We start from the raw sequence: 14,556 nt of genomic DNA, 5'->3' as shown, positions 1-14,556 counted from the left end.
GGTGTGACTCGGGCCACGCAGATTGGGCGTAACGCTCATGGAAACTGCGCGATGACCTAAGAGGTGACAGCCGCGGAGGGAATACGGACGCCATAGAAGGCGCTGTGCATCTTCCCGGCCCCCGCCCGCGCCGTCGGCCCAATCCCCAAGCCGGCGGTCGGCTCCTGTCCACAGTGGACGGGGCCGGAAGCCGTTTTCCAACGTTCCGAGAGGTTGTTCGTGTCGGCCAGCACATCCCGTACGCTCCCGCCGGAGATCGCCGAGTCCGTCTCTGTCATGGCGCTCATTGAGCGGGGAAAGGCTGAGGGGCAGATCGCCGGCGATGACGTGCGTCGGGCCTTCGAAGCTGACCAGATTCCGGCCACTCAGTGGAAGAACGTACTGCGCAGCCTCAACCAGATCCTCGAGGAAGAGGGTGTGACGCTGATGGTCAGTGCCGCAGAGCCCAAGCGCACCCGCAAGAGCGTCGCAGCGAAGAGTCCGGCCAAGCGCACCGCCACCAAGACGGTCGCGGCGAAGACGGTGACCACGAGGAAGGCCACCGCCACGACGGCCGCTGCCCCGGCCGCGCCTGCCGCCGACCCCGCCGTCGACCCTGCCGAGGAAGCCGAGCCCAAGAGGGCCGCGGCGAAGAAGACGACCGCCAAGAAGGCGGCCGCGAAGAAGACCGTCGCCAAGAAGACAGCGGCGAAGAAGACCGCGTCCAAGAAGGACGACGCCGAGCTGATCGAGGACGAGGTCCTCGAGGAAGCCAAGCCCGGTGACGAGCCGGAGGGCACCGAGAGCGCCGGCTTCGTACTGTCCGACGAGGACGAGGACGACGCGCCCGCGCAGCAGGTCGCCGCCGCGGGTGCCACCGCCGACCCGGTCAAGGACTACCTGAAGCAGATCGGCAAGGTCCCCCTGCTCAACGCCGAGCAGGAGGTCGAGCTCGCCAAGCGCATCGAGGCGGGTCTGTTCGCCGAGGACAAGCTGTCCAACGCCGACAAGCTCGCCCCCAAGCTCAAGCGTGAGCTGGAGATCATCGCCGAGGACGGCCGCCGCGCCAAGAACCACCTGCTGGAGGCCAACCTCCGTCTGGTGGTCTCCCTGGCCAAGCGCTACACCGGCCGCGGCATGCTCTTCCTGGACCTCATCCAGGAGGGCAACCTCGGTCTGATCCGCGCGGTCGAGAAGTTCGACTACACCAAGGGCTACAAGTTCTCCACGTACGCCACCTGGTGGATCCGTCAGGCGATCACCCGCGCGATGGCCGACCAGGCCCGCACCATCCGTATCCCGGTGCACATGGTCGAGGTCATCAACAAGCTCGCGCGCGTGCAGCGCCAGATGCTCCAGGACCTGGGCCGCGAGCCCACCCCGGAGGAGCTGGCCAAGGAGCTCGACATGACCCCCGAGAAGGTCATCGAGGTCCAGAAGTACGGCCGCGAGCCCATCTCCCTGCACACCCCGCTGGGCGAGGACGGCGACAGCGAGTTCGGTGACCTCATCGAGGACTCCGAGGCCGTCGTCCCGGCCGACGCGGTCAGCTTCACGCTCCTCCAGGAGCAGCTGCACTCCGTGCTCGACACCCTGTCCGAGCGCGAGGCGGGCGTCGTGTCCATGCGCTTCGGTCTCACCGACGGTCAGCCGAAGACCCTCGACGAGATCGGCAAGGTCTACGGCGTCACGCGTGAGCGCATCCGCCAGATCGAGTCCAAGACGATGTCGAAGCTGCGCCACCCGTCCCGTTCGCAGGTGCTGCGCGACTACCTCGACTAGGTCGCCGTTCGGACTGTCGTACGACCACCAGGGCCCGGCTCGTCCCGTCAGGGGGAGCCGGGCCCTCGTGGTGTGCGCGGGTGCGGTGTTCTCGCTGCTGGAACACTCTGGGTGTCTCAATGAACACCACAGAGTGAGGAGCGCGTATGCGTCGCCCTTTTGCCCGGGCACTGACCCGGCCGCTGGTCCTGGCGGCCGCGGTGGCCGCGATACCGCTGGCGTCCGCCGCCCCCACAGCCGCCGACAGCGTGGTCGTGGGCGGCTTTGCGATCGATGTCTCAGAAGGTCCCTGGACAGTCGCGCTGTCCAGCCGTGACCGGTTCGGGGGTACACGCGCGGGACAGTTCTGCGGGGGCGTGGTGGTCGGGAGGACCACTGTCCTCACCGCGGCCCACTGCATGGACGAGGAGGTGCTCGGTGCCCCGCCCGACCGCGTGCGTGACCTCAAGGTGATCGCGGGCCGCACCGATCTCCGCTCGCGGGAGGGCCAGGAGATCCCGGTGCGGGACGTATGGGTGAACCCGGACTACGACAGCGTCAGCAACTCCGGGGACTTCGCGGTGCTGACCCTCGCCGAGCCCGTGGCGGAGGATGCGGCCGTCCCGATGGCAGGCGAGGGCGACCCGGCGTACACGCCGGGGACGGCGGCCCTGGTCTACGGGTGGGGGGATGTCACGGGAGCCGGGGACTATGCCTACCGGCTGCGTGCGGCGCGCGTGCATGTGCTGGCCGACGAGGCGTGCGCCGAGGCCTATCCAGGCGGTGCCGAGGGAACCTACCGCGCCGACCGGATGGTGTGCGCCGGGGAAGCGGAAGGCGGCCCGGACGCCTGTCAGGGGGACAGCGGGGGGCCGCTGGTCGCCCAGGGGCGTCTGATCGGGCTGGTGTCCTGGGGCAGCGGCTGCGGTCGGGCCGGCAGCCCGGGGGTGTACACGCGGGTGTCGGACGCCGTCCGCACCTTGGGATGGAGCGCCGCGCAGAACGCTGAAGGGGCCCAGGAGGGCTCCTGAGGGGGTCTGACCGCCTCACACGGTCCACGAGCACGGGCGGCGGCCCCTGGGAGCAGGGGCCGCCGCCCGTTCACCGGCCTGGCCGGTGCTGGCTCGTCGTGGACGCGAATGGTCAGCGCTCTTCTTCCGAGGCGGATGCCGGAGCGGCAGTGAGCCGCTCAGTCTCGTCCTGTATCTCAGCGGCGATCTTCTTGAGTTCCGGCTCGAACTTGCGACCGTGGTGGGCGCAGAAGAGCAGTTCTCCGCCGCTCAGCAGGACGACGCGCAGGTATGCCTGGGCGCCGCAGCGGTCGCAGCGATCAGCGGCCGTCAGCGGGCTCGCGGGGGTCAGAACAGTAGTCACGTCGCCTCTTCTCTAGCTCGACGAGCTGTCGTACCAGGGTCAACATCCAACCAGCCCGAAATCGTTCCCGCTCGGGGCTTTCTCTCGAAAAAATCTTCCGAGTGGTTGTCTGCTGCCGGTTGGCGGCGAATGTGCCGTATTGCGTGTCTCTGTGTCGTACGGGTTCGCGCTGTCTTCGGTTTCGGTCCCCCGGCTGGCTTGCCGGTTGTTCATGAGGACGTGCCCGGAGCCTAAATGGTTCATGCCTGGAAGGGAACGTGATGTGCACTTCACCCCTTCGAGGGATCGAACACCTATGCGACCGTGGACTAGTCTGTCTTCCATGTGAGGGTGGCGTTACAACGGCTCTACCAGGCCTCGGTACCCTCTGAGCGGCGACCGAAGCCGTGCCCTTACCCAGAAGGGCCCCACCTGAAATTCAGCGAGGAGCGAACCGCGTGACCGCCGAGACGTCCGTGCCGTCCACAGCGCTGCTGGCAGGAGCAGACCGGGACGGTTCCAACTACACCGCGCGGCACCTGCTCGTCCTCGAGGGGCTCGAGGCCGTACGCAAGCGCCCGGGTATGTACATCGGATCCACCGACAGCCGCGGTCTCATGCACTGTCTGTGGGAGATCATCGACAACTCCGTGGACGAAGCCCTCGGTGGCTACTGCGACCACATCGAGGTGATCCTCCACGACGACGCCTCGGTGGAGGTGCGGGACAACGGCCGTGGCATCCCGGTCGACGTCGAGCCCAAGACCGGCATGTCCGGTGTCGAGGTCGTCATGACCAAGCTGCACGCCGGCGGCAAGTTCGGCGGCGGCTCCTACGCCGCCTCCGGCGGTCTGCACGGTGTCGGCGCCTCCGTGGTCAACGCCCTGTCCGCGCGGCTGGACGTCGAGGTCGACCGCAGCGGCCACACCCACGCCATCAGCTTCCGCCGCGGCGTTCCCGGCGCCTTCGCCGCGGGCGGCCCGGACGCGAAGTTCGAGGCCAAGGGGGGACTGCGCAAGACCAAGAAGCTGCCCAGGACACGCACTGGCACGCGCGTGCGCTACTGGGCCGACCGCCAGATCTTCCTCAAGGACGCCAAGCTCAACCTGGAGACGCTCCACCAGCGCGCCCGGCAGACCGCGTTCCTGGTGCCCGGCCTGACCATCGTCGTCCGCGACGAGTACGGCCTCGGCGAGGGCGGCAGCAAGGGCGAGGAGTCCTTCCGCTACGACGGTGGCATCAGCGAGTTCTGCGAGTACCTGGCGAGCGACAAGGCCATCTGCGATGTCCTCCGCTTCACCGGACAGGGCACGTTCAAGGAGACCGTCCCCGTCCTGGACGAGCACGGCCAGATGACGCCGACCGAGGTCACCCGCGAGCTCGGCGTCGACGTGGCGCTGCGCTGGGGGACCGGGTACGAGACGACCCTCAGGTCGTTCGTCAACATCATCGCCACGCCCAAGGGCGGCACCCATGTCGCCGGCTTCGAGCAGGCCGTAGCCAAGACGATGAACGAGGTGCTGCGCGCCAAGAAGCTGCTGCGCGTCGCCGAGGACGACGTCGTCAAGGACGACGCCCTGGAGGGCCTGACCGCGGTCGTCACCGTCCGGCTCGCCGAGCCGCAGTTCGAGGGTCAGACCAAGGAGGTGCTCGGCACCTCGGCGGCCCGCCGCATCGTGAACAACGTGATCTCCAAGGAGCTCAAGGCGTTCCTGACCGCCACCAAGCGCGATGCCGCGCAGCAGTCGCGCGTGGTGCTGGAGAAGGTCGTCGCCGCGGCCCGTACGCGGATCGCCGCCCGTCAGCACAAGGACGCCCAGCGCCGCAAGACGGCCCTGGAGTCCTCCTCGCTGCCCGCCAAGCTGGCCGACTGCCGCAGCGACGACGTCGACCGCAGCGAGCTGTTCATCGTCGAGGGAGACTCCGCGCTCGGCACGGCCAAGCTCGCCCGGAACTCCGAGTTCCAGGCGCTGCTGCCGATCCGCGGCAAGATCCTCAACGTCCAGAAGTCGTCCGTCACGGACATGCTGAAGAACGCCGAGTGCGGCGCGATCATCCAGGTCATAGGGGCCGGCTCGGGCCGCACCTTCGACATCGACGCCGCCCGCTACGGCAAGATCATCATGATGACCGACGCCGATGTGGACGGCTCCCACATCCGCTGTCTGCTGCTGACGCTGTTCCAGCGCTACATGCGGCCCATGGTCGAGGCAGGCCGGGTGTTCGCCGCGGTGCCCCCGCTGCACCGGATCGAGCTGACCCAGCCCAAGAAGGGCCAGGACAAGTACGTGTACACGTACTCGGACCGTGAGCTGCGCGACAAGCTCATGGAGTTCCAGGGCAAGGGCATCCGCTACAAGGACTCGATCCAGCGCTACAAGGGTCTGGGCGAGATGGACGCCGACCAGCTGGCCGAGACCACCATGGACCCGCGCCACCGCACCCTGCGCCGGATCAACCTCTCCGACCTGGAGGCGGCCGAGCAGGTCTTCGACCTCCTCATGGGCAACGACGTGGCACCGCGCAAGGAGTTCATCTCCAGCTCGGCCGCGACGCTGGACCGGTCACGCATCGACGCCTGAGCGCGGCCCGCGCGGGCTCAGGTCACCTGAAGGGGTGAACAGCCCAAGGAAGAAGAGTGGGGATCTTCCCGTTCTGTCCATCCTTGGGCATGCACTCAACCCATGGTCGTCCCCGCGCGGGCGGGGACGGTCCCGCGACACCGGCGGACCGCCCCGGCGCTCGGCAGCACAAGGCCGCCGATCCGTCCGGCCCGGCGGGATACGACGACCCCTGGTACGACGCGCTCGCCACGGGCTGGGGCGAGGCAGGCGAGATGACCACTGCCGTGCCCCCCGCGCGCGGGGACGGCCGGGACGGCGCCCTCGCCGCGGCGGACGTGTATCTGGAGGTCCAGCGCAGCGCGGCCTTCCAGGAGGTGCGCAGCCGGTACCGCAGGTTCGTGGTGCCGGCCGTCGTCGGCTTCCTCGTCTGGTACCTCGGGTACGTCGTCGCCGCCACCACCGCGCCCGGGCTGATGGCCCGGCCGGTCGTGGGGGCGGTGAACGTGGCGATGCTCGCCGGGCTCGGCCAGTTCCTCACGACCTTCGTCCTCACGTGGGCCTACGCCCGCCATGCCCGCCTGCGCCGGGACCGCGCGGCCCTCGAACTGCGCTGGGACACCCAGGAACTGACCCGCGGTGTGCGAGGCGGTGCCCTGTGACGGACGATCACCAGACGCTGGCGCTGGTGCTGTTCAGCGCGTTCGTCGCCGTCACCCTGGGTATCACGACGTGGGTGAGCCGCAACCGGCATGGCTCCGCCGAGGAGTTCTACGTCGGCGGACGGCTGTTCTCGCCCATGGAGAATGGTTTTGCCATCGCGGGTGACTACATGTCCGCCGCCTCCTTCCTCGGCATCTCCGGCCTCATCGCGCTGTTCGGCTACGACGGACTGCTGTACTCGGTCGGCTTCCTGGTCGCCTGGCTCGTGGTCCTGTTCCTGGTCGCCGAACTGGTGCGCAACTGCGGCCGGTTCACCCTGGCCGACGTCGTCGCCGCGCGGATGCGTGAGCGGCCGGTGCGGATCGCGGCGGGAACTTCCTCGGTGGTGGTGTCCGTTCTGTATCTGGTGGCGCAGATGGTGGGTGCGGGCAGCCTGGTCGCGCTGCTGCTGGGCGGTACGAGCGAGGCGGCGCAGTCCTGGACGGTCATCGGCGTCGGCGCGCTCATGGTGATCTATGTGTCGATGGGAGGGATGCGGGCCACCACCTGGATCCAGATCGTCAAGGCGGTCCTGCTCATGGGCGGGACGATCGCCCTGACCGTGCTCGTACTCGTGCGGTTTCACGGGGACTTCGACCATCTGCTGCGCAGCGCGGCCGAGCGCAGCGGGCACGGCGACCGGTTCCTGGCGCCCGGGCTGAGATACGGCGGGGACTGGACCGCCCGCTTCGACTTCATCAGCCTCGGCATCGCCCTGGTGCTGGGCACGGCCGGGCTGCCGCACATCCTGTCGCGGTTCTACACCGTGCCCACGGCGCGGGCCGCCCGGCGGTCGGTGGTGTGGTCGATCGGGCTCATCGGCGGCTTCTATCTGATGACCATCGTGCTGGGCTTCGGAGCGGCCGCGATCGTCGGTCCGGACGCGGTGCGCAACTCGAACGCCGCGGGAAACACGGCCGTTCCGCTGCTGGCGCTCGACCTGGGCGGCGGCGCGGACTCCACGGGTGGAACGGTTCTGTTCGCGATCGTCGCCGCCATCGCCTTCGCCACGATCCTGGCGGTGGTCGCGGGGATCACGCTGGCCTCGTCCGCCTCCGTCGCCCACGACCTGTACGCGTCCCTGCGGCGCAAGCACGCCAAACCGCGCAGCGAGGTGGCCGTGGCGCGGATCGCCGCGGTCGGCATCGGTGTGGTCGCGATCGCGCTCGGCCTGCTGGCCCGGGAGCTGAACGTCGCGTTCCTAGTCGGCCTGGCCTTCGCCGTCGCGGCCTCCGCCAACCTGCCGGTGCTGCTCTACTCGCTCTTCTGGCGCGGCTTCACCACCCGTGGCGCCGTGTGGGCGGTCTACGGCGGGCTGGTGCCGGCCGTACTGCTGGTGGTGTTCTCGCCCGTGGTGTCCGGCAGCCCCGACGCGCTGTTCCCGGGTGTCGACTTCCAGCTCTTCCCGCTGCAGAACCCCGGCATCCTCTCCATCCCGCTGGGCTTCCTGGCGGGCTGGCTCGGCACCGTGACCTCCACCGAGGAGGCGGACGAGGCCAAGCACGCGGAGACCGAGGTGCGGTCGCTGACCGGGGCCGGGGCGGCGTAGCGGAGGCTCGAACGCGTCTCAGGGGCGCTTCGCCCAGACGTAGCGATGCTCCGGGCGGCCCGCGTCGCCGTACTTGAGCGTGAGCGTGGCGCGGCCCGTGCGCTCCAGGAGCTTCAGATAGCGCTGGGCGGTCTGCCGGCTCACCCCGGTGCGCTCGGCGATCTCCTGGGCCGACAGCGGGCCCTCGGCGTGCATCAGCGCCTGCCGCACCAGCTCCGCGGTCGTGGGGGAGTGGCCCTTGGGCAGATCGGGCTCCGAAGGGGCGGACAGGGCGCCGAAGATCCGGTCGACCTCGGCCTGTTCGGCCTCGCCGCCGCCGTCCAGGGTCCGGCGCAACTGCGCGTACGCCTCAAGCTTGGTGCGCAGCCCCGCGAACGCGAACGGCTTGACCAGGTACTGCAACGCCCCCTGCCGCATGGCCTCCTGCACGGTGGACACGTCCCGGGCCGCCGTCACCATGATCACGTCCGTACGGTGGCCACGGCGGCGCATCTCCCGGACGACGTCGAGCCCCGTCTCGTCCGGCAGGTAGTGGTCCATGAGCACCAGGTCGAGGCCGGGCAGCTCCTCCAGCCTGCGCAGTGCCTCTGCGGCGCTGTGCGCCTCGCCCGCGACATGGAAGCCCGGCACTTTGTCGACGTAAGCGGCGTTCACACGCGCGACCATGACGTCGTCGTCCACGACCAGCACCTCGATCATCGCGACTCCTCGGGGACGTCGGTCTCGCCGGACGGCACGGTCACGGCCGACTCCAGGGCGGGCTCGGTGAGCGCCTCGGGCAGGACGACCGTGAACTCCGCGCCCCCGCCCGGAGCCTCGCCCACCGTGGCACTGCCGCCATGGCGCTCGGCCAGCCTGCGGACCAGGGACAGCCCGATGCCCCGCTCCCGGTGGGCGGGAGGCTCCTTGGTGGACCAGCCCTCGGTGAAGATCACCTCGCGCTGCTCCTGCGGGATGCCCGGCCCTGTGTCCCGTACCTGGAGCACGACCGCGCGGGCTTCGGTGTGCAGCTCGATCTCCACGCGCGCGTGCGGGGTGCCGGCGACTGCGTCGAGGGCGTTGTCCACCAGGTTGCCGACGATCGTGACCAGACCCCGGGGATCGACCAGCCGGTCCGGCAGCCGGGTGCGGTCGGACACCCACAGGGCCACCCCGCGCTCGGCGGCGACGGTCGCCTTGCCGACCAGGACGGCGGCCAGCAGCGGATCGTGGATGCGCTCGGTGACCTGCTCGGAGGTGGCCCGGTGGTCGCCGACGACCTCGCCGACGAACTCCACGGCGTCGTCGTACATCTCCAGTTCCAGCAGGCCCAGCAGGGTGTGCATGCGGTTGGCGTGCTCGTGGTCCTGCGCGCGCAGCGCGTCGATCAGGCCCCGGGTCGAGTCCAGCTCGCGGCCTAGTTGCTCCAGCTCGGTGCGGTCGCGCAGGGTGGCGACGGCGCCGCCGTCGTCGGTCGGCATGCGGTTGGCGACCAGCACCCGCGGGCCGCTGACCGTCAGCAGGTCGGTCCCGGTGACGCGACCCGCCAGCACGTCGGCGGTGCGTCCCTCGCCGAGCGCCTCGTCGGGGGAGCGGCCCACGGCCTCGTCGCCGATGCCGAGCAACCGCTGTGCCTCGTCGTTCAGCAGGCGGACGCGCCCGGAGCGGTCCAGGGCGACGACGCCCTCGCGGATGCCGTGCAGCATCGCCTCCCGCTCGGCCAGCAGGCCGGAGATGTCCGAGAACGCCAGATCCCGTGTCTGTCGCTGCACCCGGCGGGCGATGAGCCAGGCGGCCAGCGCGCCGACCGCCAGGGCGCCTCCCGCGTAGGCGAACAGTCCGGGGATCGCGTGGATCAGCCGGGCTCGCACGCTGTCGTACGCGATGCCGACCGAGACCGCGCCGACTATGTCGCCTTCGCCGTCGCGCAACGGCACCTTGCCGCGCGCCGAGCGGCCCAGCGTGCCCTCGTCAATCTCCATGACCTCATGGCCGGCGAGCGCCTGGCTGGGGTCGGTGGAGACCCTCCGGCCGACCTCACGGGGCTCGGTGTGCGACCAGCGCACGCCGCGCCGGTCCATCACGACGATGTACTCGGCCCCCGTGGCCCGGCGGATACGTTCCGCCTCCCGCTGCACCGGGCCGTCGACGGTCGCGGGCGTGCCGACGACGTCCTCGGCGATCTGCGGCTGTGCGGCGGTCGTCTGCGCGATGGCCAGGGCCCGGCGCATCGCCTGGTCGTCCAGTTGGTCGCTGAGCGGTGCGAGGAAGAGACCGGTCGCGAGCACCGCGACCCCCGCGGCGATCGCCACCTGCATGAGCAGCACCTGCGAGAACACCCGGCGGGGCAGGCCGAGCCGCAGGCGGCGTGCGGGGGGAGTGGGGCTCATACCCATGACGGTACGTGGCCGGGCCCGGGCCGCCGCAATGGTGTGGGGTTGATCTCTTGATCAAGACTTCCTGACGAACGGCCCTGATCAACTCCTGATCAACCCATGATCAAGAGGCGTCAGCTCGCCAGCGCCGCCGTCGCCAGCTCGCGCACGGACACCACGTCCATCCGCGCGGGCGCTCCGAGGATCGAGGTCCCGCAGCTCTCGGGGCGGGGCGGCTGGGAGGCGCCCTGGGCGACGCTCACACGCCAGTGGCGCCCGTCCACGTGCGCGACGGTCACCTCCCAGCGGGGAGCCGCACCGTCGGTGCGCACGACGGTGAGCACCTCGGCCGCGTCCTCGCCCACCTCCTCGCGCACGGCCAGCTCGGCCGCCTGCCCGGGCCGCTCCCAGGCGGAGGCACCCCGGCAGCCGTCCAGCATGATCCGGCCCTCCCGTACGCCGTGGAGGACCTCCTTGACGGTGTGGGCCTCGGCGCGCCCGTACGCGTACCCGTACGGCAGGACGAGCACCGTCGGCGAGAAGCGGTGACCACCCAGATGGGTGACCTCCCAGACGCCGCCGACCCCGGACGAGGCGAGCTCGGCCGCGAGCGGCCGGCCCAGCAGGGCGCAGCAGCGGTCGCGCTTGCCGTTGGTGCACACCAGGGCCAGCGGGCCGTCGGTGTGGGGGCGGCCCTGCAGGGCGGCGTCGAAGGAGCTGTGGTCGCCTCTGCCGAGGGCGGCGAAGTCGAGGTCGAGCAGCCGGTACGGGTCGGTGACGGTGGCCTCGCGCAGCCAGACCCTGCCCGGCACGGTGTGCGACACGTACACCCGGCGTGCGGCGGGGAAGTGGCTGTCGGCGTGCCGCCCGGAGCGGCGGATGAGCGCGATGCGCACGCCCGTGCCCTTCGCGGCGGCCTCCAGGGCCCGGCCCAGGGCGGGGTCGAGATGGCTGGAGGTGAGCGCACGGGCACCCCACGGGCCCGGCTGTTCCAGCAGCAGCCAGGTCGTCGCCGGGGCCGCGGTCCCGGCGACGGGCTCGTCGAAGTCCCGCGAGACGGTCGCACACGCACTCACAGAGGTGAGCCTAACCTGAGTTGCCGCTCCGTGACCTGTTGTCGCGTCTGTGTCCCGACGGGGGCCGGGGTAAATGTCCTGTTGCCGGAGTGACTGGTGGGGTTTGACTGGCCTCCTTGGAGGCGCCTACTCCGGCAGCGGCTGCGGCGGCCTGGGCCCCGCGTACAAGCCGCTCGGCCGCATTCGCAGGGGCCGCTCGCCGTACTCCTCCAGCGCATGGGCGATCCAGCCCGCCGTGCGGGCCACCGCGAAGATCGTCTCGCCGGCCGTCGCGGGCATGCCGGAGGACACGGTGAGCACCGCCAGAGCCAGGTCCACGTTGGCGTGCAGCGGGGTGTGCCGGGCGGTGGTCTCCACGACGTCCCGGGCGGCGGCGAGCGCAGGCTGGGCGCTCGGGATCTCCTCCAGGAGGGCGAACAGGGCACGCGCGCGTGGATCCTCGCCCGAGTAGAGCCGGTGGCCGAGGCCCGGGATGCGACGGCCCGCGCGCAGTTCGTCGGCGACCACGGGGGCGGCGTCGCCCTGGTCGAGCACCTCCAGCAGCATGCGGTGGGCCAGCCCGCTGGCCGCGCCGTGCAGCGGGCCCTCGATCACGCCCAGGCCCGCCGATACCGCGGCGTAGGCGTGCGCGCGGGCGGAGGCCGCCACGCGCACCGCGAGGGTCGAGGCGGCGAGGTCGTGGTCGGCCAGCAGACCGAGCGCCGTGTCCAGGACGCGCAGTGACGCCTCGTCGGGCCGTCTGCCGCTCAGTCGCGGCCACAGACGCAGTGCCAGTGGGCCCTCGTCCTGGCGCGCGCCCCGCACCGGGGGCAGGGCGGCGACGAGGGTGGGGATGAGGGTGCGCGCGGTGCCGAGCACGGCCTCCTCGGACAGGTCGAACCGCAGCGGGTCGGCGGTGGCCGCGGCGATGGCGGCGACGCGCAGCCGGTCGGTGGGGCCCGCGTGCTCGGGCAGTGCGTCGACGGCGCGGCGGGCCACGGCCACCGAGGCCGCGGGCGCGGCGAAGGTGACCGCCGGGCGCAGCCGCCCGGTCCACAGCCACTCGGCGATCTCCTCGTAGGAGTGGCGCGCGGCGAGCTCGGCCGCGTCCACGCCCCGGAAGTAGTACCGGTCCTTCTCGATGAGCGTGATGCGGGTGCGCACGGACAGCTCACCGCCGGACGCCTGGGTCGCCGCGCTCTCCCGCCTGTTGCGGCGCGCGAGCGCCTCGACCTCCTCGGCGGCGAAGGTGCTGCCCCGGCCGCCCTGCGCGCGCCGGCTGCTGAGCTGCCCGCGGCTGACGTACGCGTAGACGGTCTCGGGCTTCACGCCGAGGAGTTCGGCGGCCTCCTTGGTGCTCAGCCGTCGCTCCGCGGGGCCGGCACCGGATTGCTGATCACGCATGGGGGCCACCGTATCCAGATCCACAACAGATTGATTATGTATTGATTCAATCAATATTGACAGACTCTCAGTCAACCATGGACAGTCGAATCAAGTCCAGGGAGGAAACATGTCCGTCAACCGGTCCGCAGCAACTCTTGTCGACGTACCGCGGGGACTCGCGGGCGTCGTCGTCACCGACACCCAGATCGGCGACGTACGAGGACGCGAGGGCTTCTACCACTACCGCCAGTACTCCGCCGTCGAACTCGCGCAGACCCGCAGCTTCGAGGACGTCTGGCATCTCCTGGTCCACGGCGAGCTCCCCGACGCCGGGCGCGGTGCCGCGTTCGCCGCCGAGACCGCCGCGCTGCGGCGGCTGCCTGAGCAGGTGGCCGCGGCGCTGCCCGCTATCGCCGCGGCCGGCGGCCGCTCCGGCCCGCTCGCGGGCCTGCGCACCGCGCTGTCCTTGCTGGGCGCCGCCCAGGGGTTCCGGCCGGTGTACGACATCGACGCCGCCCAGCGCCGCGCGGACGCCGTGACGGCGACCGCCGCCGTACCCACGTTGCTGACGGCGCTGCACCGGCTGGGCGAGGGGCTCGACCCGGTCCCGCCGCGTGAGGACCTGTCGTACGCCGCCAACTACCTGTACATGTTGACCGGCGAGGAGCCGGACGCACGGCGTACCAGGGCGATCGAGCAATACTTGATCTCAACCATTGATCACGGATTCAACGCATCAACCTTCACAGGACGCGTGATCGCCTCGACGGGCGCGGACGTCGCCGCCTGCCTCGTGGGGGCCGTGGGCGCCCTGTCCGGGCCGCTGCACGGTGGCGCCCCCAGCCGGGCGCTCGACACCCTGGACGCCATCGGCACCCCGGACCGCATCGACGCCTGGGTGCGTGAGCGTGTCCTCGCCGGTGACCGCATCATGGGCTTCGGGCACGCGATCTACCGCACCGAGGACCCCCGTTCCCGGATGCTGCGGGAGATCGCGCAGGGGTTCGGCGGCGAGCGCGTGGACTTCGCCGTCCAGGTCGAGCGGGGCGTCGAGGCGGTGCTGGCCGAGCTGAAGCCCGGTCGTGAGCTGCACACCAATGTCGAGTTCTACGCGGGGCTGGTCATGGAGCTGTGCGGGCTGCCGCGCGAGATGTTCACTCCGACCTTCGCTGCCGCGCGGGTGGTGGGCTGGAGCGCCAACATCCTGGAGCAGGCCGAGGACCCGAAGATCATCCGCCCGGTGGCGCGGTACGTCGGCCCGGTGCCGCCTGTGGCGGTGCCCGAGGTCCAGCAGGTCGCCTGACGCGCGTGTGGCCCGGTGCCGTTCTGGGCGCCAGGCCACATCGAGGGGCGAGCAGGACGGGGTGCCGGGCTGCTCGCCGGGTCGGTACCCGAATCGCTCCGTTGTCACATGCGGCCGGGTGGGGCTTTCCACGGGGACGGGGGTCCTGTGGGGACACGCGCCCGTGTGGGATCAGACGTCCGTGTGAGATCAGACGTCCGGGATGTCTGCCTTGGCGCGGATCAGCGTCTCCCGGCTCACGATGACGATGCGCTCGTAGTCGGCGCGGGAGGCATCGGAGGGGAGTTCGCCCTCCAGCGCCTCGGTGGCTTCGGTGCCGATGACGGCGAAATTGCCGTCGCTCAGCTCGAACACGTCCGGGCAGTTGGCTCCAGAGTTACTACCTCGGGCGCTCGGGGGCACACCGATGCGGCGCACGATTTTCAAGGGGGTACCGGTCCTTAGGCGGGCTGGGCACAGTTCTGGGACAGCACCGTACTGGGACCGGCGGGACGCACGGGCGCAGACGTGCCAAAGACACCCTGCCGGGTCAGTGATGAAGGTGAGTTGACAG

Annotated in this window: 12 protein-coding genes; 6 read left to right on the top strand and 6 right to left on the bottom strand. The window is 70.8% G+C overall.

Features of this window, described 5'->3' with window-relative positions; genetic code table 11:
- Positions 1-219: 219 nt before the first annotated feature.
- Positions 220-1,761, top strand: coding sequence for an RNA polymerase sigma factor (locus RKD23_RS10235; RefSeq protein ID WP_424853408.1), 1,542 nt, complete (start codon positions 220-222; stop codon positions 1,759-1,761).
- Between the two features lie 146 nt (positions 1,762-1,907).
- Positions 1,908-2,771, top strand: a complete 864-nt coding sequence (locus RKD23_RS10230; protein WP_424853407.1) for a serine protease — start codon at positions 1,908-1,910, stop codon at positions 2,769-2,771.
- A 112-nt stretch (positions 2,772-2,883) separates the two neighbouring features.
- Here RKD23_RS10230 and RKD23_RS10225 read toward each other — a convergent pair whose 3' ends face one another.
- Complete coding sequence (locus RKD23_RS10225; RefSeq protein ID WP_155056247.1) at positions 2,884-3,114, bottom strand: DUF7455 domain-containing protein; 231 nt, start codon at positions 3,112-3,114, stop codon at positions 2,884-2,886.
- Positions 3,115-3,551: 437 nt separating this feature from the next.
- On the opposite strand from RKD23_RS10225, the gene RKD23_RS10220 reads away from it, so the two are divergent.
- From RKD23_RS10220 to RKD23_RS10210, 3 genes are all read left to right on the top strand, one after another.
- Complete coding sequence (locus RKD23_RS10220) at positions 3,552-5,675, top strand: DNA gyrase/topoisomerase IV subunit B (RefSeq protein WP_424853406.1); 2,124 nt, start codon at positions 3,552-3,554, stop codon at positions 5,673-5,675.
- A gap of 89 nt (positions 5,676-5,764) precedes the next feature.
- Positions 5,765-6,316: a DUF485 domain-containing protein gene (locus RKD23_RS10215; RefSeq protein WP_424853405.1), complete on the top strand. Its 552-nt coding sequence runs from the start codon at positions 5,765-5,767 to the stop codon at positions 6,314-6,316.
- Entirely contained in the window at positions 6,313-7,905 is a 1,593-nt protein-coding gene (locus tag RKD23_RS10210; protein ID WP_424853404.1) for a solute symporter family protein, read from the top strand. The genes RKD23_RS10215 and RKD23_RS10210 overlap by 4 nt, the downstream gene beginning before the upstream one ends.
- Before the next feature lie 18 nt (positions 7,906-7,923).
- On the opposite strand, the gene RKD23_RS10205 is transcribed toward RKD23_RS10210, so the two are convergent.
- The 4 genes from RKD23_RS10205 to RKD23_RS10190 all read right to left on the bottom strand — a co-directional run bounded on the left by RKD23_RS10205 (position 7,924) and on the right by RKD23_RS10190 (position 12,718).
- Positions 7,924-8,604: a DUF7342 family protein gene (locus RKD23_RS10205; RefSeq protein WP_424853403.1), complete on the bottom strand. Its 681-nt coding sequence runs from the start codon at positions 8,602-8,604 to the stop codon at positions 7,924-7,926.
- Entirely contained in the window at positions 8,601-10,274 is a 1,674-nt protein-coding gene (locus tag RKD23_RS10200; RefSeq protein ID WP_424853402.1) for an ATP-binding protein, read from the bottom strand. The genes RKD23_RS10205 and RKD23_RS10200 overlap by 4 nt, the downstream gene beginning before the upstream one ends.
- Before the next feature lie 119 nt (positions 10,275-10,393).
- Complete coding sequence (locus RKD23_RS10195) at positions 10,394-11,335, bottom strand: sucrase ferredoxin (RefSeq protein WP_424853401.1); 942 nt, start codon at positions 11,333-11,335, stop codon at positions 10,394-10,396.
- Positions 11,336-11,461: 126 nt separating this feature from the next.
- Positions 11,462-12,718 carry a citrate synthase gene (locus RKD23_RS10190; protein ID WP_424853400.1) on the bottom strand — a complete coding sequence of 419 codons (1,257 nt, stop codon included), beginning with the start codon at positions 12,716-12,718 and terminating at the stop codon, positions 11,462-11,464.
- A 109-nt stretch (positions 12,719-12,827) separates the two neighbouring features.
- On the opposite strand from RKD23_RS10190, the gene RKD23_RS10185 reads away from it, so the two are divergent.
- The gene (locus tag RKD23_RS10185) at positions 12,828-14,003 is read left to right on the top strand and encodes a citrate synthase/methylcitrate synthase (protein WP_424853399.1); all 1,176 of its coding nucleotides are present in this window, start codon (positions 12,828-12,830) and stop codon (positions 14,001-14,003) included.
- A gap of 189 nt (positions 14,004-14,192) precedes the next feature.
- Here RKD23_RS10185 and RKD23_RS10180 read toward each other — a convergent pair whose 3' ends face one another.
- Positions 14,193-14,429 carry a hypothetical protein gene (locus tag RKD23_RS10180; protein ID WP_424853398.1) on the bottom strand — a complete coding sequence of 79 codons (237 nt, stop codon included), beginning with the start codon at positions 14,427-14,429 and terminating at the stop codon, positions 14,193-14,195.
- Positions 14,430-14,556 lie beyond the last annotated feature (127 nt).

Origin of the sequence: Streptomyces sp. SAI-170, assembly GCF_049739565.1 — a bacterium.
Taxonomy (GTDB): domain Bacteria; phylum Actinomycetota; class Actinomycetes; order Streptomycetales; family Streptomycetaceae; genus Streptomyces.
Note: the sequence above shows the minus strand (reverse complement) of the source record. Positions and strands in the feature narration are given on the sequence as shown.

Bases quoted from the DNA above. Each gene is read 5' to 3' on its own strand.
- RKD23_RS10230 (WP_424853407.1), top strand. From the start codon at position 1,908: ATGCGTCGCCCTTTTGCCCGGGCACTGACCCGGCCGCTGGTCCTGGCG.
- RKD23_RS10215 (WP_424853405.1), top strand. From the start codon at position 5,765: ATGCACTCAACCCATGGTCGTCCCCGCGCGGGCGGGGACGGTCCCGCG.
- RKD23_RS10205 (WP_424853403.1), bottom strand. From the start codon at position 8,604: ATGATCGAGGTGCTGGTCGTGGACGACGACGTCATGGTCGCGCGTGTG.
- RKD23_RS10200 (WP_424853402.1), bottom strand. From the start codon at position 10,274: ATGAGCCCCACTCCCCCCGCACGCCGCCTGCGGCTCGGCCTGCCCCGC.
- RKD23_RS10190 (WP_424853400.1), bottom strand. From the start codon at position 12,718: ATGCGTGATCAGCAATCCGGTGCCGGCCCCGCGGAGCGACGGCTGAGC.
- RKD23_RS10185 (WP_424853399.1), top strand. From the start codon at position 12,828: ATGTCCGTCAACCGGTCCGCAGCAACTCTTGTCGACGTACCGCGGGGA.